The sequence below is a fragment of the Burkholderia sp. WAC0059 genome, from assembly GCF_002870125.1.
Classification (GTDB): Bacteria; Pseudomonadota; Gammaproteobacteria; order Burkholderiales; family Burkholderiaceae; genus Paraburkholderia.
In genome coordinates this window covers 314,968-338,933 of record NZ_PNEO01000003.1, presented here as the reverse complement: position 1 = coordinate 338,933, position 23,966 = coordinate 314,968, and the positions used below count along the sequence as shown (strand labels likewise).

16 protein-coding genes and 1 pseudogene are annotated in these 23,966 nt (G+C 65.2%); 5 read left to right on the top strand and 12 right to left on the bottom strand.

All coding sequences use genetic code 11. The features are described from left to right. The coding region (locus tag CY652_RS05155; protein ID WP_374703629.1) for a DUF3772 domain-containing protein at positions 1–1,328 on the bottom strand (1,328 nt) is incomplete at its 3' end. Positions 1,329–2,129: 801 nt separating this feature from the next. On the opposite strand from CY652_RS05155, the gene CY652_RS05150 reads away from it, so the two are divergent. Further along, positions 2,130–3,155 (top strand): trypsin-like peptidase domain-containing protein, encoded by a 1,026-nt coding sequence (locus CY652_RS05150; protein ID WP_308410373.1) that lies wholly within the window; start codon positions 2,130–2,132, stop codon positions 3,153–3,155. Here CY652_RS05150 and CY652_RS24370 read toward each other — a convergent pair. The 3 genes from CY652_RS24370 to CY652_RS05135 all read right to left on the bottom strand — a co-directional run bounded on the left by CY652_RS24370 (position 3,152) and on the right by CY652_RS05135 (position 5,842). Continuing rightward, the gene (locus CY652_RS24370; RefSeq protein ID WP_180970418.1) at positions 3,152–3,298 is read right to left on the bottom strand and encodes a hypothetical protein; all 147 of its coding nucleotides are present in this window, start codon (positions 3,296–3,298) and stop codon (positions 3,152–3,154) included. The genes CY652_RS05150 and CY652_RS24370 overlap by 4 nt on opposite strands. A gap of 10 nt (positions 3,299–3,308) precedes the next feature. Then, positions 3,309–4,028, bottom strand: a complete 720-nt coding sequence (locus tag CY652_RS05145) for a Crp/Fnr family transcriptional regulator (RefSeq protein ID WP_102129615.1) — start codon at positions 4,026–4,028, stop codon at positions 3,309–3,311. 1,124 nt (positions 4,029–5,152) lie between these two features. Continuing rightward, a complete protein-coding gene (locus tag CY652_RS05135; RefSeq protein WP_258002199.1) occupies positions 5,153–5,842 on the bottom strand; it encodes a Crp/Fnr family transcriptional regulator in 690 nt (229 codons plus the stop codon). 516 nt (positions 5,843–6,358) lie between these two features. Here CY652_RS05135 and CY652_RS05130 point away from each other — a divergent pair. The 3 genes and pseudogenes from CY652_RS05130 (at position 6,359) to CY652_RS05120 (ending at position 16,623) form a co-directional block, all read left to right on the top strand. Further along, a complete protein-coding gene (locus CY652_RS05130; RefSeq protein ID WP_180970416.1) occupies positions 6,359–6,709 on the top strand; it encodes a hypothetical protein in 351 nt (116 codons plus the stop codon). Positions 6,710–7,222: 513 nt separating this feature from the next. After that, positions 7,223–8,104 (top strand): slipin family protein, encoded by an 882-nt coding sequence (locus tag CY652_RS05125; protein WP_102129613.1) that lies wholly within the window; start codon positions 7,223–7,225, stop codon positions 8,102–8,104. A 619-nt stretch (positions 8,105–8,723) separates the two neighbouring features. After that, positions 8,724–16,623: pseudogene (locus tag CY652_RS05120) on the top strand (GH36-type glycosyl hydrolase domain-containing protein). Positions 16,624–16,936: 313 nt separating this feature from the next. Here the strand turns inward: CY652_RS05120 and CY652_RS24365 are convergent. Next, positions 16,937–17,290, bottom strand: a complete 354-nt coding sequence (locus CY652_RS24365) for a hypothetical protein (RefSeq protein WP_180970414.1) — start codon at positions 17,288–17,290, stop codon at positions 16,937–16,939. 269 nt (positions 17,291–17,559) lie between these two features. On the opposite strand from CY652_RS24365, the gene CY652_RS05110 reads away from it, so the two are divergent. Continuing rightward, on the top strand, positions 17,560–18,873 hold the full coding sequence (locus tag CY652_RS05110; protein ID WP_102129612.1) for a cation:proton antiporter: 1,314 nt from the start codon (positions 17,560–17,562) through the stop codon (positions 18,871–18,873). Positions 18,874–19,468: 595 nt separating this feature from the next. Here CY652_RS05110 and CY652_RS05105 read toward each other — a convergent pair. The 7 genes from CY652_RS05105 to CY652_RS05075 all read right to left on the bottom strand — a co-directional run bounded on the left by CY652_RS05105 (position 19,469) and on the right by CY652_RS05075 (position 23,951). After that, on the bottom strand, positions 19,469–19,762 hold the full coding sequence (locus CY652_RS05105) for a DUF1488 domain-containing protein (protein WP_258002195.1): 294 nt from the start codon (positions 19,760–19,762) through the stop codon (positions 19,469–19,471). Beyond that, a complete protein-coding gene (locus CY652_RS05100; protein WP_102129610.1) occupies positions 19,746–19,928 on the bottom strand; it encodes a hypothetical protein in 183 nt (60 codons plus the stop codon). The genes CY652_RS05105 and CY652_RS05100 overlap by 17 nt, the downstream gene beginning before the upstream one ends. A gap of 537 nt (positions 19,929–20,465) precedes the next feature. Further along, entirely contained in the window at positions 20,466–22,280 is a 1,815-nt protein-coding gene (locus CY652_RS05095) for an ABC transporter transmembrane domain-containing protein (RefSeq protein ID WP_102129609.1), read from the bottom strand. 103 nt (positions 22,281–22,383) lie between these two features. Then, positions 22,384–22,629 (bottom strand): hypothetical protein, encoded by a 246-nt coding sequence (locus CY652_RS05090; protein ID WP_102129637.1) that lies wholly within the window; start codon positions 22,627–22,629, stop codon positions 22,384–22,386. Positions 22,630–22,763: 134 nt separating this feature from the next. Continuing rightward, a complete protein-coding gene (locus CY652_RS05085) occupies positions 22,764–23,054 on the bottom strand; it encodes a 4Fe-4S dicluster domain-containing protein (protein ID WP_102129608.1) in 291 nt (96 codons plus the stop codon). Then, positions 23,051–23,365, bottom strand: a complete 315-nt coding sequence (locus tag CY652_RS05080; RefSeq protein WP_102129607.1) for a hypothetical protein — start codon at positions 23,363–23,365, stop codon at positions 23,051–23,053. Before CY652_RS05080 ends, CY652_RS05085 begins: the two co-directional genes overlap by 4 nt. Before the next feature lie 16 nt (positions 23,366–23,381). After that, positions 23,382–23,951, bottom strand: coding sequence for an RNA polymerase sigma factor (locus CY652_RS05075; RefSeq protein WP_102129606.1), 570 nt, complete (start codon positions 23,949–23,951; stop codon positions 23,382–23,384). Positions 23,952–23,966: the final 15 nt, after the last annotated feature.

Below are 23,966 nucleotides of genomic sequence, written 5' to 3'. Positions count from 1 at the left end.
TCGAACCAGACGAGTTCGTAGGTCAGGAATCGTGCGATGGTGATGTAGCCGCCGAGCAATGCAAGCAGCGAGCACACCACGGTCAGACTGATCGCGGCGTGGATCAGGCCGGCAAGGGTGGAGCGGGCTTCCGGGGCTTCCCCCGCCGCGGCCAGTGCGCTGCGTATCCGGTTTGCCCGCAGCAGTGCGGCGCCGATGGTCAGGGCCACGACCATCGACACGATGCCGCGTCCGAAGAGCGTCACCTGCAGGCTGGTGTCGACGGTCCGGTTGAGTTGCTCAAGGGCACCCGAGAGCAGGAGCAGGCCCGCCAGGATTCGCGGGAACGGCTTGATCGCGAGCGCGACCGGATCGGCCATGACCGGCAGGCGCCACGAAGGGTGGTGAGTGCTCAGCAGTGCCCGGCCCAGGCCGGCGATCAGCGCACAGGTCAGCGCCAGCCTGACCAGTTCGTCGGCGAAGTCCTGCAGGCTGGAGGGCAGGGGTCGCTGACGGGTCAGGGCAAGATCAATGAGCCGGACGACGCAGGCCGTGGACAGCAGGCTGCTGAGCGTGGTCGACAGCGCTATCGCACTGCGTCGCAGCCGGCCCTCGGGAAGGTGGCGTAGGCTCAGCCAGGCCAGTATCTGCTCGAGCAGACGATTGCCCGCGGTCCAGATCACCAGTGCGAACAGCACGAGCAACGCGGTCGTGACTCGCAAGGCCGGTTGCCAGGCGGATTGCAGTTGCCCGCCGATCTGCGCGAGAAAGGCCATCACGCGCTGATGGTCCGTCGGGTCGGGGTGGAGGAGCGGGGTCCAGAACTGCACGCCGAGGATGCTGCCGGAGCGTAGGGCAAGCTGGTCTTTCAACTGGTCGTGCTGCAGCCTGGCAAGTTGCTCGCCCAGGTTGGCGAGGTTTTCCCTGACGTCCTGCGCCTGTTTCAGTTCGGCATCGAGCTGTGCCTGCCTGGCTGCGAGCGCGACGCGTTGCTGGACCACGGCGGGAGCTTCCGCCGCGGCGCCGGGCGCGGGCGGCGGCCCGAGTACGTCCAGCTCGGTTTGTAGCCTGGCGCGCTCCGGCAGCAACGCATTGGCCAGAAGGCTGTCGACGTTGTCGGCAAGTTGCCGGGTCGCCGCGTCGAGATCGGCCAGTTGTCCGCTGCTCGTTGCCGTCGAGGCCTGCTGCCTGATCTGGTCCAGTTCGCCCTGCAGCGCTTTCAAAGTCGTGGCCGTGGTGGCATCCGTGGCCGCTGCCGTTGACACGTCCGGTGGCGTGCCGGCCCAGAGGATTCCCGGCATCAGGCCGAGCGGCACCAGCAGGGCGAGGAGAACGGCGAGGCGGCAGATTTTATCCATGGGGTGATTCCGGCGGGAGCGATGGGGCTTTCGCGTATCGGGTATGAAGAGGGTACAAGGGATCAGCTCGTGGGCATGCAGCCATGTATCTGCGGCAGGGTTCACTCGCGCTAATGGCCGGCGCGGCTGGAATGGCGATCGGCGCAGCCGCGGCATGATAGCGGCGCACGGTGTCTGCAGCGCTGTTGCTCCGCGGGCGCTGCCGGTAAAAATTAGACGAAGTTGTCTATTATTATCAAACCAGGCGGAATCGTCTAGTTTTGTCCTGCCTTGGGCAGGACAGTCAAACCGGTGCGGGCGCAGACGTCAATCGGCTCGGTGTACTGCTTCTTCCCGGATCGGGATAGCCCGTTGCAGGTACCGGTTGACCGGCATATCGATGAGGTCCGTGCGATCGGGCGTGAACTGAATGCGATACCGGACTCTGTCTTGCGGGCGCTTTCCGCAGCGAGAGCGATCGGACGCCTCGTGACGCCGTACATCGAATTGCCGCCGGAGACGATCTGCGCGGCATGTGGCTGAAGGGGGATTCGATACGTCGATTCGCCTCGGCAAACCGGATGACAGGATGCCGATCGATCGCGACGGATCGAACCGTGTAATCTGGGAGCCTCTTTAGGCGGGCCGCCGACGGAGTAGACCGCAGCCGCGATTCGCTCGTGGTTGCGAACGAGTCGGTTGAATCCGCGGGGCAAAACGGCAACGTATCCCATGCTGACGATTACATCAGGAGAAATCCCCATGAATTCTCACTCGACCGGGACAGATTGCGAGCCCGGAACCGGAACAGGCGTGGATGTACTCGAGTTCCATTGCAGTTCCGACGGCGATAGATGGTTTCTGTGCCGTGGCGGGCGTAAAGCGCCCGTCGTGCGTCATGTGCCGGGCGTGGCATCGGGGGGCGTCGTATCGGAACTCGCGGTTAGCGTCTTTCTCTCGTCGGCGAGGCATGGACCCGAGCACGACGCCCTGCTTGATCTGCTTGCCGAACTCATTCCGCCCCGTGGAGGCCCTGTTCGGCCGCGCGGCGCGTTCGATGCGTCTCCCCCATGTTCTGCCGGGCATTCGGAGTCGCCGCCCCGGGAAGCCGCGGACGCACTGCTTCTTGCCGTGACGCGCGTCTGTACGTTCGCGCAGGAGCGGCAGTTGACTAACGCAAGCGGCTTTTTTTTCCAGCATGGGGTACGTCTGTTTCTCGTGACCAGCCGGCACGTCATGATCGACGTTAACGGCGAGCATTTTCCCGACCGGCTGGAGATCGAGTTTCATGTCGACGCGCAGAACCTGTCCGCCGCCGCGTGGTTGTCCGTTCCGCTATACGCCGAGGGGCATCCTCTTTGGCGTCAGGGTATGGATGATGGCGGCGAGATCGATGTGGCCGTAGTCGAGCTCGACAGGGCTGCATTGCCGCCGGGCGCGAGATTCCGGGCATTCGGCCCCGATCATCTGCCGCGGCCGGACGATGCGATGCCGATTGGGGCATCGCTGCTGATCGTGGGCTTTCCGCTCGGGTTCCATGATTCACTGCACCATTTGCCTGTCGTGCGGCAAGGCGTGCTGGCATCGTCATTCGGCTTGCGCTTCCAGGGGAAGGGCTGTTTCGTCACGGACGCACGAACCCACCGCGGCACCAGCGGAGCCCCTGTGGTACTGAGCGCACCATCGGAAGGCAGGACGCGCGACGACCTGCCGTGGCTGCTGTTGGGTGTCCATTCTTCGCGCATCGATATGGGCGGCAGGGATGTGCATATCGACGAGTCTCTCGGACTCAACAGTGCGTGGTATGCCGATGTCCTGATGGTCCTGACGGCCCACTAGTCGCGCATCCTGCCCCCGGCCGGGCTACCGGCGATGCCGCGCGCGGCCTTCAACAGGCCGCTCACCGGCTGGAACGCGGCGGCCTTGACGTCACTGAGGAAGTTTTCGATCGGCGCGATTCGCGGACATCGTTTCACTTGCATTTTCCTTCCGTCATAGCGCCTGTAGATCGGGCAGCAACCGGTCGAATTCGCGCTTCACCACGGCATAGCATTCGCATACCCGCTTTTCGAGCCCGGGGCGATCTACGACTTCGATGTGTCCGTAGCTATAGCGGATCAAGCCTGCATCCTGCAATTTCGTTGCGGCTTCGGTGACGCCGGGTCTGCGCACTCCCAGCATGTTCGCTATGAGCTCCTGCGTCATTTTCAGCTTATTGGACGGCAGTCGGTCCATGCTCAGCAGGAGCCAGCGGCACAGTTGCTGATCGATCGAATGGTGCCGGTTGCACACGGCGGTCTGGGCCATCTGCGTGATCAGCGCCTGGGTGTAGCGCAGCAGCAGCCGCTGCATCGGGCCGCCCCGGTGGAACTCCTCCTTCAGCAGATGGGCATCGAGTCGGTACGCGTTGCCCGCGCTCTGCACGACCGCACGGCTAGGCGTGGTTTTTCCTCCCATGAAGATGGCTATACCCACGATGCCTTCGTTGCCCACGATCGCGATTTCTCCCGATGCACCGTCTTCCATCACGTACAGCAGCGAAACGATCGACGTCGTCGGAAAATAGACGTGATTGAGGAGATCCCCGGATTCGTAGACGACCTGCCCCAGAGGCATATCGACGAGTACCAGATGCGGAGAGATACGAATCCACTCGGCTTCGGGCAATACCGAGAGAAGGTGGTTCCCGCTGATACGTTGCTCATATGCCATGTTTCACCCGTCAATGTCGTAGCTGGATTGGGCTGCCGCCAGGGAAGTCGTCTTCGGCACCCGCGACATGTGCCGGAGCGGAGCGAAGCCGTTACGCGGCGCGGTCGGCTCGCGGGCTGTCGGCGATTGTGGCGACCGTCAGGCAACGGGGAGTGTGATCAGGACACGCGCCGGCCGGGCGGTTCATCGTCCTGTTTCGTATCGCGGCGTCTGGCAATGACGACGCCTGGCGAGTAGCGGAAGCAAGCCCGTCCATGTCGATTGCGACTGGACTCGAAAACAGTATTTCACATACCCGGGAGTGGGTCTGTACGGTGGCGTTCGCCCATTCCTGAGCAATGCCCGCACATGGCTACCGTCGATCCTTTACCGGGTTCGCACGAACGGGCGGGCGGCGACTCCGCGTCGATGTGGCTGTTTGCTTTCAGGCGTATTGAGCCACGAGTCTTTCTCGCGGACAGGCTCCTGAATTGTCCCGCACCGTACAGACCCGCCGGCCTGCAGACCCAATGATGGGTTCGTGAGGGCGACATTCCAGAGGACGAGAGCGCTTCGGCCATGGCGGCAGAGGGCCTGCAACGCAGAGGGCAGGCCGGCGGCGATCGGGAAGACGGATCAAACCAGGGGCGACGGATGTGATGGATGCATGACTCATCCGTATCTTGAGCGAGCCGTTGAACCATGCGCGCGAAATAACGGGGAAAGGGACGAAATTGCATAGGAATCCAGACATGACTCAGAGCTATGCCGGAAGATCGCACGATGACCGGATTGCCGCCCGCATCGGGCAAAGGCAAAGGGCGCAGGAGCAGGCCGGTGGCGATATGGCGATGGACGGGACGGAAGCCGACGCGGAGCACAGTTGCGGCGTATTGTCGGCACTGGGCAGGCAGGTCTGGCATCAAGGGAGCGGAATCGACGGAGGCGGAATGGCGCCGGCAGATACGCCCAGACGTCGACCGTCGCTTGTCCTTGCCCGCCGCGTTGCCCTGATATGGCGCCGAGGCGTTCGCGCCGCCGTGGCATGACGGACGGCGCCGACGGAGTCATGTCCTTGTTGCGGCAGGGGGAGGGATAAGGCCGCGGCTGTATGTGCGGATTCAATCCGGCTGGATCACGATGGATCACGGCTCGCTGAGGAGCCGGTCGCTTTCGCGCTTGACGACCTTGTAGCACTCGCACACCTGCGCTTCCAGCGCACGGCGGTCCAGTACCTCGATCAAGCCGCGCGTATAACGAATGATGCCGCTGTCCTGTAGTTTGTGGGCTGTTTCCGTCACGCCTGCGCGGCGTACGCCAAGCATATTGGCAATCAGTTCCTGGGTCATCCGTACCTCGTTGGATTCCAGTCGATCGAGGCTCAGGAGCAACCAGCGGCAAAATTGCTGGGATATGGAGTGGTGCCGGTTGCAGACAGCGGTCTGCGCCATCTGCGTGATGAGTGCTTGCGTATAACGGAGGAAGATGCGCTGCAACGCGCCGCCCCGGGCGAACTCGTCTTTCACGACGGAGCCGCTCAGGCGCAATGCATGGCCGGCGCTTTGCACGATCGCGCGGTTTGGCATGGTTTCGCCGCCCATGAATAGCGCAACGCCCAGAAGTCCGTCCTTGCCGACAACGGCAATTTCCGCAGAGGCCCCGTTTTCCATCACGTACAGCATCGATATGATGGCCGTGGTGGGAAGGTAGATATGGCTGAGATGATCGCCCGACTCGTACACCACCTGGCCCAACGGCATGGCGACCGTCGAAAGGTGCGGCGCGATGCGCTCGCGTTCGTCTCGAGGGAGCGCCGCCAGCAGATGATTCGCGATGGTCGGCGCATCGGGCGGCCTTACAGCCGTGCCGGCGCTTCCGGTTACGAGTCCCTGAGCGCTTCGTTCGACTCTCGCGATGAGGCGCTCGTGATGCGCTATCTGCTCCTGCCGGTTTTTCTCGGGCAACAGGCTCAGCACCGCCGAGCGTAACGTGTCGTGGCCGAGCGCGTCGAGGATCTTGATTTTGGTGAGCGTCCCGAGCTCGCTCTTGCCGTTCCGCCACGCGGAGATCTGCGCGCGCGTGAGCATCAGGCTGTCAGCCAACTGCGCGTCGCTGTTGAAATGACCTCGACGTTTCAACTCATCGAACAACCCGTACCAGTCGAACTGCATGGCGTTATGGTCAAATGGCGTCAAATTTATTTGACGTCTGTCTGTCGCCATGAAATACTGATCGAGGCGCCTGCGTGTCAAATTTATTCGACATTTATAGCATACGCACATCTTGTCGTGACGTGGGGGCTACGCCTTTCCGCATTCATGCCGCGCTCGTGCACTTCGTGAGGTCGCAGCATGAACGACTCGTCTCAATACATCCGGCTTCCCGCCGGATTGTCCGATCGGCTCCTCGCTGTCACGCCTTCGCCTCTCGAGGACGATGAATTTGCCGCCCAGCAGATCGAATTCATCCGGCACGTCTTTGGTCATTGCACCTACCTGCGGGAGCAGGGTCGCGAAGCGCCGGTCGGCGACGCGTTTCTCGGCGTATTCGTCAATCTTTTCGAGGCGATGGACGTGAATGCGCCCGAAGAGGCGCGTCGCTGCGCGATTCAATTGCGGGGGATTCTCAGGGTTATCTTTCCCGAATTGGATTGTGACGACCCTCTGCCGGAAAACGAAGCGCAAAAGGGTCCGGCATGCTGAGCTTCGCCTGCCTGCCGCGTGATACGCGCGGACGTTGACTCGCCCGCCGTGTTTGGCATATCTGTCCGTCTCATCGGTGGAGCGCGGCGGTAGCGCCGCCTCCCCACGCGACCAGTCGCCTTCCTTGCCGTAGAACTGGCGAAGCGCCACCCCGTATACGGAAGAAAACATCGAACGTGCCGGGCGCTTCTGGACCCAGTTCAACATCGATTTTGCGGCCCCGATATTCGATCGCGCGGTACATGGCAAGCACCCTCGACGGGGACGCCGCGTGATCGGCGGCGAGAACGGAGCAGGTTTGCACTGAACGACGCGCTTGCCGGGTCCACAGGGCAATGGTCTGGCCCGGAACCCGGTACGCCACCGTACCGACTTGGGCTCGCGGAAGAGGCACGCTGATTCTGTGCCTGGAATCATTGATTTCGGGATGCTTAGGATTGTGCGGTGACCCGGTGCGATCTTTCCGGATTGCGGTCATCGGCATTCGTCGTCCACAAGAAGGGGCTAACTGCCATGAATCCCATTACCCTGTTTCTGTCCGCCGTATTCATTCTGGCCGGGGTTGCTGCCGGCCAATGGATCAGCCTCTATCTGGCGCCGCCGTTAATCGTCGTCGGCATTCTGGTCGTGCTGTCCGTGAGGGTGGCCAATGCGTGGGAAAAATTCGTGGTTCTCAGACTCGGGAAACTACAGAGCGTCAAGGGCGCCGGATTTTTCATGATCGTTCCGGTTCTGGACCATGTGGTCGCGGTCATCGACGAGCGTATTCAGACTACATCGTTCAATGCGGAACAGGCGCTGACGAAGGATACGGTGCCGGTCAACGTCGATGCGATCATCTTCTGGCATGTGCAGGACGCGAAAAAGGCGGCGTTAGCGATCACCGATTATCGCCAGGCGATCGATCGCGTGTCCCAGACCACGTTGCGCGAACTGATCGGATCGTCGATGCTGGCAACGCTCCTTTCGGATCGGGTCGTCGCGGATGCGCATCTGCGGGAGGCGATTGCGGGGAAGACGGCCGCATGGGGGATTGCGGTCGGCTCCGTGGAGATTCGGGACGTCGCGATTCCGGTTGCGCTGCAGGACGCGATGTCCCGTCAGGCGCAGGCCGAGCGCGAAAAGCAGGCGCGCGTGATTTTGGGCTCGGCGGAAGCGGCGGTTGCCGCGAATTTCGTCGAGGCGGCGAGGATCTATGAGCATCATCCCGGAGCGCTCCAACTGCGCGCGATGAACATCATTTACGAGACGACCAAGGAACGCGGCGCGACTATCCTCATGCCGACTTCGATGGTGGATAGCCTGAATCCGCCGCTTGCCCTTGCCGTTGCAGGGCGCGAACTCGATATCGCCACTGGCGGCATCGTGACGAGCCCGTTCAAGACTGCCGCGTAAGGCAACAGGGCACGCGGGGGGCGCTCACGACGGTAGCGCTGCACGGTCCGGACGGGGGCGGGCACCGATCAAACCTCTACCGTACAGACGCATGACCCGGTGAGACCGATGATGTCCGTATGGCAGCCGCCACTTCACTTGTTGCATGGCCTTCCGGATCGGTGCGCAACGCGTAGGCAGCGGATCTGCATCGCGGGTCCGTGGCGCCAGCCTCCCGAACCGGGCTACCGGGCAGGCACGGGTTGCCGCTGACCGGAGGCTTCCCTTCGTTTCGCTCCCCCGGACGGAGGAATCCTGCCGCCGCCGTTCCGCGCGCATTTCGTATCCGGGCAGGCCCGGTTCACCACTCGACAAAAGGCAACGTATGACGTCCGCAATATGGGGCATCGTGATTGGAATGGCGATCATGTTTGGTTTTTCGCTATACCGCTACCGATACGCGCTGGCGCACGGGCGCGGGCCGACCCGTTAGTCGGGAACCGGCCACTCCGGCTCTGCGTCCGCAGACGGCCACGCCGCAACCCGGGGCGGATTGGCGCGATAGGTTGCCGGCACGACGGGTTGTTCTCTTTTGCCGTCGGGGCAGGTCAAGGCGGCTCCTCTGGAGAAAGATATTTCGATCATCCGGTTCTCACGCGGAGCCCGGCGTCGCACGACGCCTTCCCCATGGAACAGCACCGCGCCGATACGCGAGGAGTTGTTCGGCGAGGAGCGGCTGGCACAACATGCGCGCAGCCTCGCCGGCGCACAGCCGATCGCAGGGCGGGCATCCGCCGGCCCCTCGCTTGCCGCGAGACTCAAGGGCAACGCGCATCGTCTGTTGCTGGCCTACGAGGCGACGGTGATCGCGGCGGGCAACGACGAGGCGATCGCCCCGGCGGCGGAATGGCTGCTCGACAACTATCACCTGGTCGAAGAACAGGCTCTGCAGATTCGCGACGACCTGCCGCCCAGCTACTATCGGCAACTGCCCAGGCTGAGCACCGGTCCGTTTGCCGGCTATCCGCGCGTATTCGGTCTTGCGTGGGCGTTCGTCGCGCATACCGACAGTCGCTTCGACCCCGATCTGCTGTGCCGGTTCGTGCTCGCCTATCAAACCGTGCAGCCGTTGACGATCGGAGAACTGTGGGCCGTGGCGATCACGCTGCGCATCGTGCTGATCGAGAATCTGCGGCGCCTCGCGGACGAGATTACCGACGGACGTATCGCGCGCCTCGACGCCGACGCAATGGCCGATCGCCTGCTCGGCATGGGCGGCCACGCCCCCGAGTCCGTCGAAGTCCTCGTGGCGCGCTATGGACGCTCGACGTTGCGCGCCCCCTTTGCGGTGCAATTGATCCAGCGGCTGCACGATCAGGATCCGGACGCGACGCCGGCTGTGGTGTGGCTACGCGCGCAACTCGCCGCGCAGCACACTACGGCGGAGCGGATCGTGACCGCCGTGCATCAGCAGCAGGGCGCGGCCAGCCTGACGGTGCGCAATGTGATCACGAGCCTGCGTCTGATTTCCGACCTGGACTGGAGCGATCTGTTCGAGCGCATCAGTCCCGTCGACGGGATATTGCGCATGCATCCCGGTTTCGTCGAGATGGACTTCCCGACGCGCAACCTGTACCGCGGCGCGATCGAAGCGTTGGCACGCGGTTCGTCGATCAGCGAAACCGATATCGCGCGCCGGGCCGTCGCCGCCGCGCAGGCGGCGGACCCGGCATCGGCCGGCGGCGGGGCGCCGAACCGCGCGGCCGATCCGGGCTATTACTTGCTGGCAACGGGCCGTCATGCGTTCGAGACGGCGATCGGCTATCGGCCGCCGGCGGCGGTATGGCTGCGTCGCATCACGCGCCGTGCCGGTCTTGGCGGCTACGTCGGCAGTATCCTCGTGCTCGCCGCGCTGCTGTTGACCGGCATGCTGGTGGAACTGGCCGGTTTCGCTCCGCTGTCGTGGTGGTGGATCGGGCTGGGTCTTGCCGGCTGGCTGCCCGCCGTGGACGTGGCGGTGTCGATGGTCAATCGGTGGGTGATGCGCGACGTCGGCGCGACGGCGCTGCCGGGGCTCGCGCTGCGCGCCGGGGTTCCCGCGGCGTTGCGCACCGTGGTGGCCGTGCCGACGCTGCTGACCACCGCGGCTGAACTGGCCGCGCAGATCGAGCGGCTGGAGGTTCATCATCTGGCGAGCGGGAGCGGCGAACTTTACTACGCGTTGCTGTCCGACTGGACCGATTGCACCGCCGCGAAGGCCGCCGGCGACGATGCCCTGCTTGAGGCCGCCGCCGCCGCCGTCGAGGCACTGAATCGGCGCTACCCGGTCGCGTCGGGTAGCCCCCGGTTCCTGCTGCTGCATCGCCGGCGCGCCTGGAATGCCGAGGAGGGGTTATGGATGGGGTGGGAGCGCAAGCGCGGCAAGTTGCACGAACTGAACCGGCTCTTGCGCGGCGCGCAGGACACTTCGTTCGTCGCCGTCGGCGGACGCCCGCCCGACATCCCTGCGCAGGTCCGCTACGTAGTCACGCTCGATGCGGACACCCGTTTGCCGCGCGATACGGTACGCCGCCTGATCGGAAAGATGGCTCATCCGCTCAACCGGCCGCTGTTCGATCCGGTGACCCGGCGCGTCGTCCAGGGCTATGGCGTATTGCAACCGCGCGTGACGCCGTCGCTGCCGGTCGGCGCGGAGGGCTCGCTGTTTCAGCGCGTTTCGTCGAGCCCGAGCGGGATCGATCCTTATGCGGCCGCGGTATCGGACGTTTATCAGGATCTCTTCGAAGAAGGTTCGTACGCGGGCAAGGGAATCTACGACGTCGACGCCTTCGAGCGGGCCCTGGCCGGCCGGGTGCCGGACAACACGATGCTCAGTCACGATCTGTTCGAAGGCCTTTTCGCGCGGGCGGGCCTTGCGTCCGATATCGAAGTAGTCGAAGCGTTTCCGTCCCGCTACGACGTCGGCGCGGCCCGTCAGCATCGCTGGGCGCGCGGCGACTGGCAACTGTTGCCCTGGCTGCTCTCGATGAACCGGCGGCCCGACCTGATGCTGCGGGCCACGGGCCGCTGGAAAATGCTGGACAACCTGCGCCGGACGCTCACGGCGCCGGCGGGCTTTATCGCGCTGCTGGCCGGCTGGGCCTTGCCGCTGCCGGCTGCGTTGCTCTGGAGTGCCTTCGTGGTGGCGACGATCGGGTTGCCCGTGCTGCTCCCCGTATTGGGTGTGCTCAGGCCTCGCTGGAGCCGCGCGCAGGTGAAGATGACGACGCGCAGCCTGTTCCGTGTCTGGCTTGCCGACCTCCAGCTCGCGCTGGCGCGCACCGGTTTGTCGCTCGTGTTTCTGGCGCAGCAGGCGTGGTCGATGAGCGACGCCATTGCGTGCACGCTGTTTCGCGTGCTGGTCAGTCACCGGCATTTGCTCGAATGGACGACTGCAGCCGAAGCCGCGGTGCGCGAGCGTCCGTCGCCCTGGGCGACGTTCGTGCGGATGCGCGGCGGGCTCGCGCTTGCGCTGTTCGGCGCGGCGGCCGGTACGTGGATGGCGTGGCGATCAGGCAGTCATGGCGCGTGGACGGGATTGCCGTTCGTGCTCGGCTGGCTGGCGTCGCCGGCGGTTGCGTTCTGGGCGAGCGCGGCGCCGCGATCGGCCGGCGATCTTGCCGTCGCCCCGGACGATGCGCGGCAACTGCGTCTTCATGCGCGTCGCACATGGCGCTATTTCGAGACCTTCGTCACGGCCGCCGACCAGATGCTGCCGCCGGACAATTTTCAGGAGGATCCGCGTCCGGTCGTCGCGCATCGCACGTCGCCGACCAACATCGGGCTCTATCTGCTCGCGACGGTTAGCGCGCGGGAGTTCGGCTGGCTCGGTACGCCGGACGCCGTCGCGCGACTGGAGGCCACGCTGGCCACGATGCAGCGCCTGCCGCGCTATCGCGGCCATTTCTACAACTGGTACGACACGCAGGATTTGCGGCCGCTGGAGCCCCGGTACGTGTCGTCGGTCGACAGCGGCAATCTCGCCGGCCACCTGATCGCCCTGGGCCATGCATGCCGGGCCTGGAGCGCCTGCCCCGCCGTGACGCTTCGGTGTGCGTTCGTGGGCGCGGGCGACAGCCTGGCGTTGCTTCACGCAGCCGTGTACAAAAGCACGGGACCGCCTTCGCAGGCAGCTCCGCATGGCGAGTTCGATCAGGCCGTGTCGGCGTTGCGGGCGGCCCTGGCGGTGCATGACGACCCGGTCGCGCCCAATAGTGCCGTTGCCGGACCGGCACCGGCGTGGTCGGCGATCCTGCCGTTGGCCGCGACGGTGGCCGACATCGCGCGCGCCCTGGTCGACGAAACGCGCAGCGAGCCGGGCGGCGCGGGGGACGACGTGCTGTTCTGGGTCGAGGCGCTCGAACGCACGATTCACGGTCACTGCCGCGGTAGCGCGTGCGCGCCCGAACGGGCGACACTCGCCGCGCGCCTGAACGCGCTGGCCGACACCGCATTGCAAACGGCCAATGCGATGGAATTCGGCTTTTTGCTGAGTCCGGCGCGCGGCCTGCTGTCGATCGGCTACGCGGTTGCCGAAGGGCGGCTCGATCCGGGCTGCTACGACCTGCTGGCGTCCGAGGCGCGGCTGGCAAGCTTCGTGGCCATCGCGAAGGGCGACGTTCCCGCGCGCCACTGGTTCCGGTTGGGCCGCGTCGCGACGCCGGTGGCGGGAGGCGCCGTGCTGGTTTCCTGGTCCGGTTCGATGTTCGAGTATCTGATGCCGTCGCTGGTGATGCGCGCGCCGGCCGAGAGCCTGATCGCGCGGACCGCCAGCCTCGTGGTGCGCAAACAGATCGACTACGGCGGCGCGCTCGGCTTGCCGTGGGGCATCTCCGAATCCGCCTATAACGCGCGCGATCTCGAGTTCACCTATCAGTATTCGAGCTTCGGCATTCCGGACCTGGGGCTCAAGCGCGGACTCGGCCACGACGCCGTGATCGCGCCTTATGCGACCGCACTGGCGTCGATGATCGCGCCCGATGCCGCCGCGCGCAATTTCGAGCGCCTTTGCCCGGCAGACGCGAGCGGCCGTTTCGGCTTCTACGAGGCGCTCGACTATACGCCCGCGCGCGTACCCGAAGGCCGGCAGGTCGCGGTGGTACGCGCGTTCATGGCGCATCACCAGGGCATGTCGATCGTCTCGATCGCCAACGCGTTGCTGGCCGGCCGCATTCGCGCATTCTTCCATGCGGAACCCGCCATTCAGGCAACCGAGCTGCTATTGCAGGAGCGTATGCCGGGTCGCGTGGCGGCGGCGCCCCTGCGCGTCGGCGAGAACAGCGGCGCGGGGCCGATACGCGGTGCCGGGCCGGGCGTCGGCCGGCGCCTGCTATCGGCGAATGATCCGTCGCCCGCAACCCATCTGCTCTCCAATGGGCACTACGCCGTCATGATCACGGCGGCCGGCTCCGGATACAGTCGCCGCGGCGATCTTGCTGTTACGCGCTGGCGCGAGGATGCCACCTGCGACGACTGGGGCAGCTATCTGTATCTGCGCGACGTCGCGAGCGGCGAATGGTGGTCGGCTGCATGGCAGCCTGCCGGAACGGCGCCGGACAGCTACGAGGCCAGCTTCACGGAGGATCGCGCGGAGTTCGTCCGGCGCGACGGCACGCTGACGACCTCGCTCGACGTGGTGGTATCGCCCGAAGACGACGCGGAGGTGCGGCGAGTGTCGGTGACCAATGGCGGCCTGCGCGAGCGTGTGATCGAGTTCACCTCCTATGCGGAGATCGTGCTTGCGCCGGCCGCCGCCGACCTGGCGCATCCCGCGTTCGCGAAGCTGTTCGTCGAGACGGAGTATCAGCCCGAATCGGCGACCCTTCTGGCAACGCGCCGCCGCCGCGAGACGAACGAGCCCGAGGTCTGGGCCGCGCATCTGGCGGAAATCGCGGGGGACGCCATCGGCGCCGCCGAAGTCGAAACCGACCGCGCCCGCTTTATCGGCCGGGGGCACAGCGTGCACTCGCCGCAGGGGCTCGCGAGCCCGCGCGCGCTCGGCGGTTCGGCGGGCGTGGTGCTCGACGCCGCGTTCGTGCTGCGCCGGCGCCTGCGCATCAAGCCGGGCGAGACCGGCAGCGTCGCGTTCTGGACCATCGTCGCCGACTCGCGCGCCCAGTTGCTGGATCTGGTGGACAAGCATCGCGACGGCGCGTCCTTCGCGCGGGCGGCGATGCTGGCGTGGACCCAGGCTCAGGTGCAACTGCGCCATAACGGAGTGAGTCCCGACGAGGCGGCGCTGTTCCAGCGGATGGCGGGGTACATGCTGTACAACGATGCTTCGCTGCGGCCGGGTTCCGACGCGCTGCTGCGCGGTATGGCCGCGGCGGCCGCGGCGGGCGGCGTGGGCGTCGCGCCGCTCTGGGCCCATGGCGTGTCGGGCGACCTGCCGATCCTGCTGGTGCGCATCGACGAGATCGAGCACATGGCGCTGGTGCGGCAACTGGTGCATGCCCACGAATACTGGCGCATGAAAGGGCTCGCGGTCGATCTCATCATCGTCAATGAGCGCGCGTCGTCATACGTTCAGGACTTGCAGGCCGCGCTCGACATGCTGGTGCGGTCCGGCCAGGCGCGGCCGCCGCTCCCGGGTACCGCGCGCGGCAACATCTTCGTATTGCGCGCGGACCTGATGTCGGCTGCCGCGCGTGCGCTTTTCCCGGTGGTGGCGCGCGTGGTGCTGGCGGCGCGCAACGGTCGTTTGCTGGACCAGTTGCGGCGGCTGGCAAGCGCGCCGCCGCCCGCGGCGCCGCGCGTCGGACAACGTCCTTTGCCGGCGCCCGCGCCGGTGCCGGCGATGCCGAAGCCGAAGCCGCCTGGCGCCGGGCTGGAATACTTCAACGGTTTCGGCGGTTTTTCGAACGACGGCAGGGAATACGTGACGATCCTCGCGGCCGGGCAATGCACGCCGATGCCGTGGGTCAACGTCATCGCCAATCCGCTGTGCGGCTTTCTGGTGTCGGCCGAGGGCAGCGGCTATACGTGGGCGTCGAACAGCCGCGAACATCAGTTGACCCCGTGGTCGAACGATCCGGTGAGCGATCCGTCCGCGGAGGCGTTTTTCGTTCGCGACGAAGATACTGGCGCGTTGTGGGGACCGCAGGCGAACCCCGTGCGCGACGACACGCAGGGCGCGGCGCCTTACGTCGCGCATCACGGCCAGGGTTACAGCCGCTTCGCGCATACCGCCGGGGAAGTCGCGCTCGAACTGCTGCAATACGCGTATCTCGGACGATCGCGCATGGCTGGCCTACACCACGGCTCAATACATCGAGGTGACGGGCGACAGGGAGATTCTCGACGCGCGGGTGCCGTTTCTCGAAGGCCGGCTTCTGGCTGAAAACGAGCACGACGCTTACTTCGTGCCTGGCGTGTCGGACGCAGTCGATTCGTTGTACGAACACTGTGTTCGAGCGCTGGAGCAAAGCCTCGGGCTATTCGGCGCGCACGGCCTGCCGCTGATGGGCACGGGCGACTGGAACGACGGCATGAATCGGGTCGGCGAAGCGGGGCGGGGCGAGAGCGTCTGGCTCGGCTGGTTTCTTCACGCCACGCTGTCGGCGTTCGCACCGATCGTGCGCGCGCGCGGCGACGCCCAGCGCTCGGACCGCTGGCTGGCGCGTGCCGAAGCCCTGCGCGAGGCGCTCGAAAGCTCGGGATGGGACGGCGAATGGTATCGGCGAGGCTACTTCGACGACGGCACGCCGCTCGGATCGTCCTGCAACGATGAATGCTCGATCGATGCCATTGCGCAGTCGTGGAGCGTACTGTCGGGCGTGGCGGACGCGTCGCGGGCCGAACGTGCCATGGCGGAGCTGGAGTCCAGGCTGATTCGCCGCGAGGACGGCCTTGCGGTGCTGTTCACGCCGCCGTTCGATCGTGCGTCGCTCGATCCGGGCTACATCAAGGGATATCCGCCGGGCATCCGCGAAAACGGCGGGCAGTACACACATGCTGCGGTGTGGTCGGTGCTGGCCTTCGTGCGGATGGGCGACGGCGATCGCGCGGCAGAACTCTTTGCGTGGCTCAATCCGGTCAACCGCAGCGAAACACGCAGCGGCGCGAACCGCTACAAGGTCGAGCCCTATGTGGCGGCGGCCGACGTCTATTCGGTCGCGCCCCACGTGGGGCGGGGCGGATGGACGTGGTACACGGGCTCGGCGGGATGGATGTATCGCGCCGGCATCGAGGGGCTGCTCGGTCTGCGCCGGCACGGCGCGGAACTGTTGATCGACCCCTGCGTGCCAAAGCGATGGCCGGGCTTTACCGCGGTGTTTCGCTACGGCGCGACCCGGTACGACATCGCGGTGGACAATCCGCACGGGGTCAGCCGTGGCGTGCATGGCCTCGTGGTGGACGGCATCGCGCTCGAATCCGGCAGGACGACGGTGCGACTGGTGGACGACCGTGCACGTCACCAGGTGACCGTGACGTTGGGCGAGCCCGCCGATTTCAAGCCGGAGGAGGCGCCGGATGTAGAGGCTGCGTCCAGACGCCGGTGAGCGGATTGTCCTTTCTGGTGAAGAGCGTCTGCATGTTCGTGACCCGATGTGCTGGTGTCAATGTGACGTCTTGCTCAGGTCGCGCGCCGCCACCCAGGGGTTCAATTCACGGACGAACATCCGGTTGTCCGGCATCGCCTCGATTGTCGAGAACGGGTGTCGGTACGCTCGCGTACTGGCGCGATGGAAAGCTGGAATTCATGTCAATCGAAATTGACTGCCGTGATGTCGGATAGCTGCGGCGGAAGGCATTTTGTCGTTTAGGGATTGCGTGCGGGCAACACGACAGTCGCTCGCGGCACGCGAGGCTGATTCAGAACGGCTGGTGGCCTTGCGAACCGGCGCCTGTCTTTGCGTGGGAATAAATTCTGCGCAGTGGGGAGGGTGCGATGCGGGTTTGCTGTTCGATCTTGTCGAGCATATCGAGCAACCAGATTATGCGTCGCGCTCCCGAGGGGATGACGCTCTGGTACGTCAACAGCGCCGTTGCCCGGCTTCGCCAGTATGAGAGTGCGAACGGGCCGCGGCCCCCCGCTAATGACGGGAAGATCGCTTCGAGATGCGTCAGCTCTTTTTCGAATTGATGATGCAGCATGGCCAATGCTCCCAGCGCGGTGATCCAGCGGATGGAGAAGATTGTGTCCAGCCCGGATTTGTCTGTCTGCACGCTATCGTACTGATGCGAATGGCAACGGTGATGGCCCCCATCCCGGGCACGGTCGCGATCGATCGCAGAGGGGGCAGGGTGCCGTCGTTGTCCATATCGGTTACGCCTGCCTTGCATTGCGAGGAAGACGTCATCCCTCGCGATGAACGGATTGCCGCGACGCTCTTTTCAGGCCGTTCCCGGCGCCGTATCTGGCAGCCCGGCGCCTAGCGATTCATATTGCACGCCATGCTCGCGAAAAACTTCCGCTCTCTTTCTGCCCGCAATCCATGTCCGATCCCATCTGGTATTTGTTGTCCGGCCTGCTGCTCATCACCATGGTGCTGGCGGGTGCGCCGCTGGCTCGCCTGCTGTTGAGCAGCGCGACGATTTATCTATGTGTCGGTTACCTCGCCGGTCCTGGCGGCCTGAGGCTGATCGCGCCGGACCCGCTGCATTATGCTGATGTGATCGGCCAGGTGGCGGAGGTGGCGTTGCTGATTTCGCTGTTCACCGTCGGGCTACGCATGGGCGTACCGATTTTCGACAGAAGATGGATCGTTCCATTGCGTCTCGCGTTTATCTCGATGGCGATCACGGTGGGGTTGATTGCGGCGGTGGGTATGTGGGGGCTCGGGCTGCCGTTGGGGGCGGCGGTACTCCTCGGCGGCATTCTCGCTCCCACGGACCCCGTTCTGGCCTCCGGCGTGCAGACCGAACGCGGGAGGGATCCGGATCAGTTGCGTTTCAGTCTCGCCGGCGAAGGGGCGTTGAACGACGGCACGGCATATCCGTTCGTGACATTGGGCCTGGCGTTATTGTCCCGGCACGATGGCGCGTCGTTCAGTATCTGGCGCTGGCTTGCGCTGGACCTGATATGGGCCAGCGCGGGCGGCGTGCTCGTTGGAGCAGGGTTCGGCGCCCTCATTGGCCGGCTTGTCATTTACCTGCGTACGCGGCATTCCCAGGCCGTCGGCCTCGACGAATTCCTGTCGCTCGGCTTGATCGCCATTGCCTATGGCGCGGCACAACTCTGCCATGCCTCGGGGTTCCTCGCCGTTTTTGCCGCCGGCCTGGCGCTTCAGCGGGTGCAGGACAAGCCTCGGGAAGGAACCGCGTCTCTCGGCGCGGCCACGGGCGCGCAAGGGCATGCGTATGGGGTGATCGCGACGCACTCTCATCATGCCAGCGCAGTGATGACCGACGCGGTGCTGGGGTTCAACGCTCAACTGGAGCGCCTTGCAGAACTGACGGTCGTCTCGCTGGTCGGCGCGCTTCTTCCTTATGCCACCGCGTGGAGCGCGCTATGGTGGTTCGTTCCGACGATGTTCGTCCTTGTTCGCCCCCTCTCGGTCGTGGCTGGAACGCTCGGCATGACGGGTACGGGACGTGCGAGGACGATGGTTTCGTGGTTTGGAATACGCGGAATCGGCTCCGTGTTTTATTTGATGTTCGCGATTTGCCACGGCGTCGGCCAACCCCTCGCCCAGCAGTTGACCACGTTGACGCTCGCGGTGGTTTCAGCGTCCATTTTCGCGCACGGCATCTCGATACAGCCGTTGATGAAATGGTACGGTCGGCGCCCGACGTCGACGCGGGGATGATGCCGGCCGCCGGGCGGGCCAGGCGAAAAACGGCGCGGGGCCGGTGCCGGAAAGCGTCGAACGGGAATGGGCCGGGAGACTAAAATCTCCTCATGCCGGAATGCGAATGGGTCGCTTAAAAACCGGGCGGCTTAAAAACCGGCACGTACCGCCGATGCGGTGATCGTCGAATTACATGACCTGCGGCGAAGGAAAACGGACTCCAGTCATGCGATCGGGCGTCCGCTATTTCTTCTTTGCCGGCTTGCTGGGTACGGTGGTTTTCGACGTTGCCGGCCATGTCCCCTCTACCGCAGGAGACAGCAATTTCTTGGGTTGCTTGGGCTTTTTCGCCTCGCGATTACCGCGCAGTTGACCCTTTGCCATCATGCTTCTCCTGGTTCTTCAGTTGCGAAGCAACTGTCATGTCGCCCATTCTGGGCGTGCCGGCGGCAATTGTCGCTACCTATTTTCGGATAGCCGGTGTGGGCGGCCAGAGCCTGACGCCCTCGGTCCGTTCGAACCACTGGCCCGGCATGTCGTTGTTGCGGCCGCTGCCGGATGCCCCGGCTCTGCCAGGAAGACGTTTGCACGGGCCTCATGCCGAGAGACCCCCTCAATCATGCGAGATCGAGTATCTGTTCTGCGGGCCGCGTTTGTACAGGCTTCTCGCCAGCCCCAGAATTCGGTCGCGGTTGCGGTCGAAGACCGCGAGCAACGTCGGCTCGTCCGAACCCATGCCGGAATTCAGCTTCGTCAGCAGTGCGTCGTCGACCAGAAAGGCAATCTCGCGGGCATTGTCGTAACCCCAGAAGCACACGCAATGTCTGGACGCGTCGTGGATTCGACTGGGATTGGGAAAGTTGAGCGCCGCATTGCCTTTCCCCATCGACTTACCAATGGCTGTCATATCGCCACTTGCTGGCGTTGACGTCGAGGAGAGCGTCATTCTCGCGCCGCTTCTGGGCACGCTCGCTTTCCGCCTTCGCGAGTGCGGCGGCACGCGCCTTCTGCGTGCTGACGAAGTCGCTTTGCCTCGCGGGCGAAGGTGCATACACTCTGGTTTGCTTGAACATGCTGGTTCCATAAAAAATTCAGAAGGGCCTCCTGGGAGGACCCCAATGGCGGGCTTGTCGCCGGCATTCGCTCACTGTTCGAAATGCCGGCAGCCGCTTCACGACGCTACCCGGGTTTGCGCTCTTGCGAGCGGAGAATGTTGTGCGGCCAACCGGGTCATGAAAATCGTTCGATTGGCGTAATCCGTGAAGGAAACCGCTGGATCGCCAGAACAAGGCGCCGAGGCACGAAACCGCACGAAACGAGTTGCCGCGATATTTTCCGTCGGGATCGTTATGGGGTTACTTTCCGGGGCGCCGCGTTGACCGAAACAATCGGGCGGCGTCGATGCAGCGTCGGCGACCCCGTACGTCGAACCTTATGACAGTGCGCTCTTTGGCCCGGCAATGCAAGCGCAATTGCAAAACGCTCACCGGCCGTTTCGCCGAAGGGCACTGCGCGGAAACCGGCGCTCACGACGGTCCGTATGACAGGAAGGGAAATCCGTTCTTCGAGGTGTCCTGTCACGCGCCATCGCCTGGTCCGGATCGCGTTCGTCACACGCGGGAGCCAACCTGATCGCGTGCCGCTTCGCGTTCCACCGTCGACCCTGGCGGCTCGCCGAACTGCAGGGCCGCAAGCTGGGCATAAAGCGGCGAACTCAGCAGCAGTTCGGCGTGACGACCCTGCGCGACGATGCGGCCCTGTTCCAGCACGATAATGCGGTCGGCCTGCTGTACCGTGGCAAGACGGTGCGCGATGACGAGCGTGGTGCGGTTCTGCGCGGCATTATCGAGCGCCTGCTGCACCAGCCGTTCGCTGGCCGCGTCGAGCGCGCTGGTGGCTTCGTCGAGCAGCAGGATGGGCGGGTTCTTGAGGATCGCGCGGGCGATCGCGATGCGCTGACGCTGTCCGCCGGACAAGCGCACGCCGCGCTCGCCCAGAAACGTGTCGTAGCCTTGCGGCAATTCCTCGATAAAGCCGGCCGCTGCGGCCATGCCGGCAGCGCGTTGCACTTGCGCAAGCGTGGCGTCGGGCGCGCCGTAGCGGATGTTGTCGAGCACGCTGCCCGAAAAGATCACGGACTCCTGCAGCACGACGCCGATCGCCCGGCGCAAGCCGGAGAGCGGCACCTGCCGTGTCGGGACGCCGTTGATCAGGATACTGCCGGCCTGCGGGTCGTAGAAGCGCAGCAGCAGTTGAAACAGGGTGGTCTTGCCGGCACCCGACGGCCCGACGAGCGCGACGTGTTCCCCTTCGCGCACCTCGAGCGAGAGGCCGGAGAGCGCCGCGATACCGGGGCGGGACGGATAGGAGAAGCTGACGTTGTCGAAGCGGATGCCGTCTCCGCGAGCCGGCAGCGGCACGGTGGTTTCGGCCTCCACCACTGGCGAGCGCGCCGCCAGCAGTTGCAAGAGTCGCTCGGTGGCGCCGGCGGCCCGCTGCAGGTCGCCCCATACCTCGGCCACTGCCCCCGCGGCGCTGGCCGTGAATACCGCGTAGAGGATGAACTGGGACAACTGGCCTGCCGTCATGCGCCCGGCCAGCACCGCCTGCGCCCCGAGCCAGAGGACGAACACGACGGCGGCGAACACCAGCACGATCACCACGGCGGTCAGCCAGGCGCGCGCCCGGATGCGCGTGAGCGCTGTCCCGAAGGCGGCTTCCACCGCGCCGCCAAAGCGCTGCGCCTCGAAGGCCTCCTGCGTGTACGACTGTACGGTCGGCATGGCGTTGAGCACTTCGCCTGCCAGCGCGCTCGCGTTGGCCACCTTGTCCTGGCTGGCGCGCGAAAGCCGCCGCACGCGCCGTCCGAAGACGACGATGGGCACGACCACCACGATCAGCGTGGCGATGATGTAGCCGGACAGCACGGGACTCGTCACCACCAGCATCGCCACGCCGCCGACCATCAGGAAGACGTTGCGCAATCCCAGCGACAGGCTCGTGCCGACCACCGCCTGGATCAACGTGGTGTCGGTGGTGAGCCGCGACAGCACCTCGCCGGTCTGCGTGGTCTCGAAGAACTGCGGGCTCATCTCCATCACGTGGCCGTAGACCGCGCGCCGCAAATCGGCGGTCACCCGCTCGCCCAGCCACGAAACCAGGTAGAAACGCAGCGCCGTGGCGCCGGCCAATATCAGCGAAACGACGAATAGCGCGAGGAAATAGCGGTCGATGTGTGTCCGGTCACCGCCGGCGAAGCCGCGGTCGATCAGGTATTTGAACGCCACCGGCAACACGAGGGTCGCGCTCGCCGACGTGACGAGCGCGAGGAACGCGAGCACCCAGCGTCCGGCATAGGGGCGCAGGAACGGCAGCAGGGCGACGAGCGGGCCGATACGCGGCGAGGAGGGGACAGGGCCTGGCATGGGGATTTCCGGGGGGGGGGCGGATCGATGAGGGTGGGGGTCGATTGTGCCAGTCCCGCGAATCGAGGGTCTTCCATCGATACGGTCCGGCGCCTGCCTGACATCAGCCCGGGCTCGCGTCTCCCGGCATCGCGCCTTCCCGGCGTCGCTTTCGCTCCAGCCGCGCGGCGGCGTCCAGCAGGGAGGCGCCGGCGGGCGTGAGCGTCGGACGGCGACGTTCTCCGCAGGGTGGTTCGAGCGAAATGAGCCGGCAACCCAACAGGGTATCGAGCTCGGTTCGCGTCATGTCGATCTGGTCGGGCGCGTGGCGGACCAGCATCAGCGTAGCCAATTCGTGAGGGCTCAACATGGTCATTTCCGTAGACGCCCTGGGGCGCGGCTGCAATCGGGGCCGGCGGACTCGTTTGGCCCGGATTCTGGATCGCGTTTGCGTGGAGCGATGTCGGGGTGAGGACCCGGCCCGGCCTTTCCGGCTCGACCGGGTCAGCGCATCCTGACGAGCGTGACAGCGTGCTCGGGGCAAGCCGACACGCACAGCCCGCATGCACGGCACGCATCCGCGCGTGGCGCATAGGCCACTTTCATGCCGTGCACGCGCAACCTGAAACGCTGCAGGCGCCCGAGCGTCTGGTAGTCCGTTCTGTCGATGCGGCGGATTTCGAACACGTTCTCGGGGCAAACGACGGCGCAGTCGGCTTTCCCTTCGCAGCGCGAGAAATCGACGGACGGCGCGATGATGCCGGGCGGCTGCCTGCAGGTCGAGTCGCGGGTCATGTGCCGGCCTCCTCGTTTTGACGCGAAGGGGGCGTTGCCATAGGGCGGAACTGGTCGCGTTCTTCCGGCGTCATCCGTTGCCAGCGGTGCCATTGCATGCGTTCGCGGCAGCCGCCATGCTTGCGGAATCCGCCGAACAGGATCCGGCAGAGAACGAGCAGGCCGACCGCGCGCGGATAGCCGATCGCATGCGCACCGGTAACGAGGCCCGGGACGATCCAGTTCCACAGCCCCATGACGATCCACCCCAGCAGGGCGACGAGCGCAACCAGCAGCAGTGCCTTGGCGAAAAATTTCCGGCGAAACTTCATTCAGTTCTCCTTCGATTCAAATCCCGAATCCGTCGTACGCCGACTTCAGGCGCTCGCGCAGATGCAGCACGGCGTATCGTTTGCGGGCCAGCAGCGTATTGATGCTTGTCCCCGTCGCTTCGGCCATTTCCCTGAAGCTTCGCCCGTCGAGTTCGTGCGCGACGAAAATCTCGCGCTGGCTCGCGGGCAGCTCGTCGAGGGCGGAACGCAGCGCGTCGAGCAGCGCCGCGCGGGCATAAGCGGCCTCGGGTCCGCCGTCGGGCGAGGGCAGGGCTAGGTCCAGCCGGTATTCGTCGTTCGACTCGACCGGATCGGGCAGCGGCTCTTCCTTTCTTTTGCGGAAGCGGTCGACGATCCGGTTTCTCGCGACGCGAAACAGCCACGCGCCGACCTGCTCGATGGAATCCGGCAGCCGGTAGGCTTCGACCAGTTCCTCGAAAACGTCCTGGAGGATGTCCTCGGCCTCGTCCTGATCGATGACCCGACGGCGAATGAAATTGCGCAGCCTCGGGCGCTCGCGGGCCACGGCATCGGCGATTTCGCGATCCTGCGCGGTCAGCGGGCTCGGGGTGGGCGGCGGTTCCATACCGGTGTTGACGAT

Bases quoted from the DNA above. Each gene is read 5' to 3' on its own strand.
- CY652_RS24370 (WP_180970418.1), bottom strand. From the start codon at position 3,298: ATGCAAGTGAAACGATGTCCGCGAATCGCGCCGATCGAAAACTTCCTC.
- CY652_RS05145 (WP_102129615.1), bottom strand. From the start codon at position 4,028: ATGGCATATGAGCAACGTATCAGCGGGAACCACCTTCTCTCGGTATTG.
- CY652_RS05130 (WP_180970416.1), top strand. From the start codon at position 6,359: ATGAACGACTCGTCTCAATACATCCGGCTTCCCGCCGGATTGTCCGAT.
- CY652_RS05125 (WP_102129613.1), top strand. From the start codon at position 7,223: ATGAATCCCATTACCCTGTTTCTGTCCGCCGTATTCATTCTGGCCGGG.
- CY652_RS05110 (WP_102129612.1), top strand. From the start codon at position 17,560: ATGTCCGATCCCATCTGGTATTTGTTGTCCGGCCTGCTGCTCATCACC.
- CY652_RS05105 (WP_258002195.1), bottom strand. From the start codon at position 19,762: ATGACAGCCATTGGTAAGTCGATGGGGAAAGGCAATGCGGCGCTCAAC.
- CY652_RS05100 (WP_102129610.1), bottom strand. From the start codon at position 19,928: ATGTTCAAGCAAACCAGAGTGTATGCACCTTCGCCCGCGAGGCAAAGC.
- CY652_RS05095 (WP_102129609.1), bottom strand. From the start codon at position 22,280: ATGCCAGGCCCTGTCCCCTCCTCGCCGCGTATCGGCCCGCTCGTCGCC.
- CY652_RS05090 (WP_102129637.1), bottom strand. From the start codon at position 22,629: ATGTTGAGCCCTCACGAATTGGCTACGCTGATGCTGGTCCGCCACGCG.
- CY652_RS05085 (WP_102129608.1), bottom strand. From the start codon at position 23,054: ATGACCCGCGACTCGACCTGCAGGCAGCCGCCCGGCATCATCGCGCCG.
- CY652_RS05080 (WP_102129607.1), bottom strand. From the start codon at position 23,365: ATGAAGTTTCGCCGGAAATTTTTCGCCAAGGCACTGCTGCTGGTTGCG.
- CY652_RS05075 (WP_102129606.1), bottom strand. From the start codon at position 23,951: ATGGAACCGCCGCCCACCCCGAGCCCGCTGACCGCGCAGGATCGCGAA.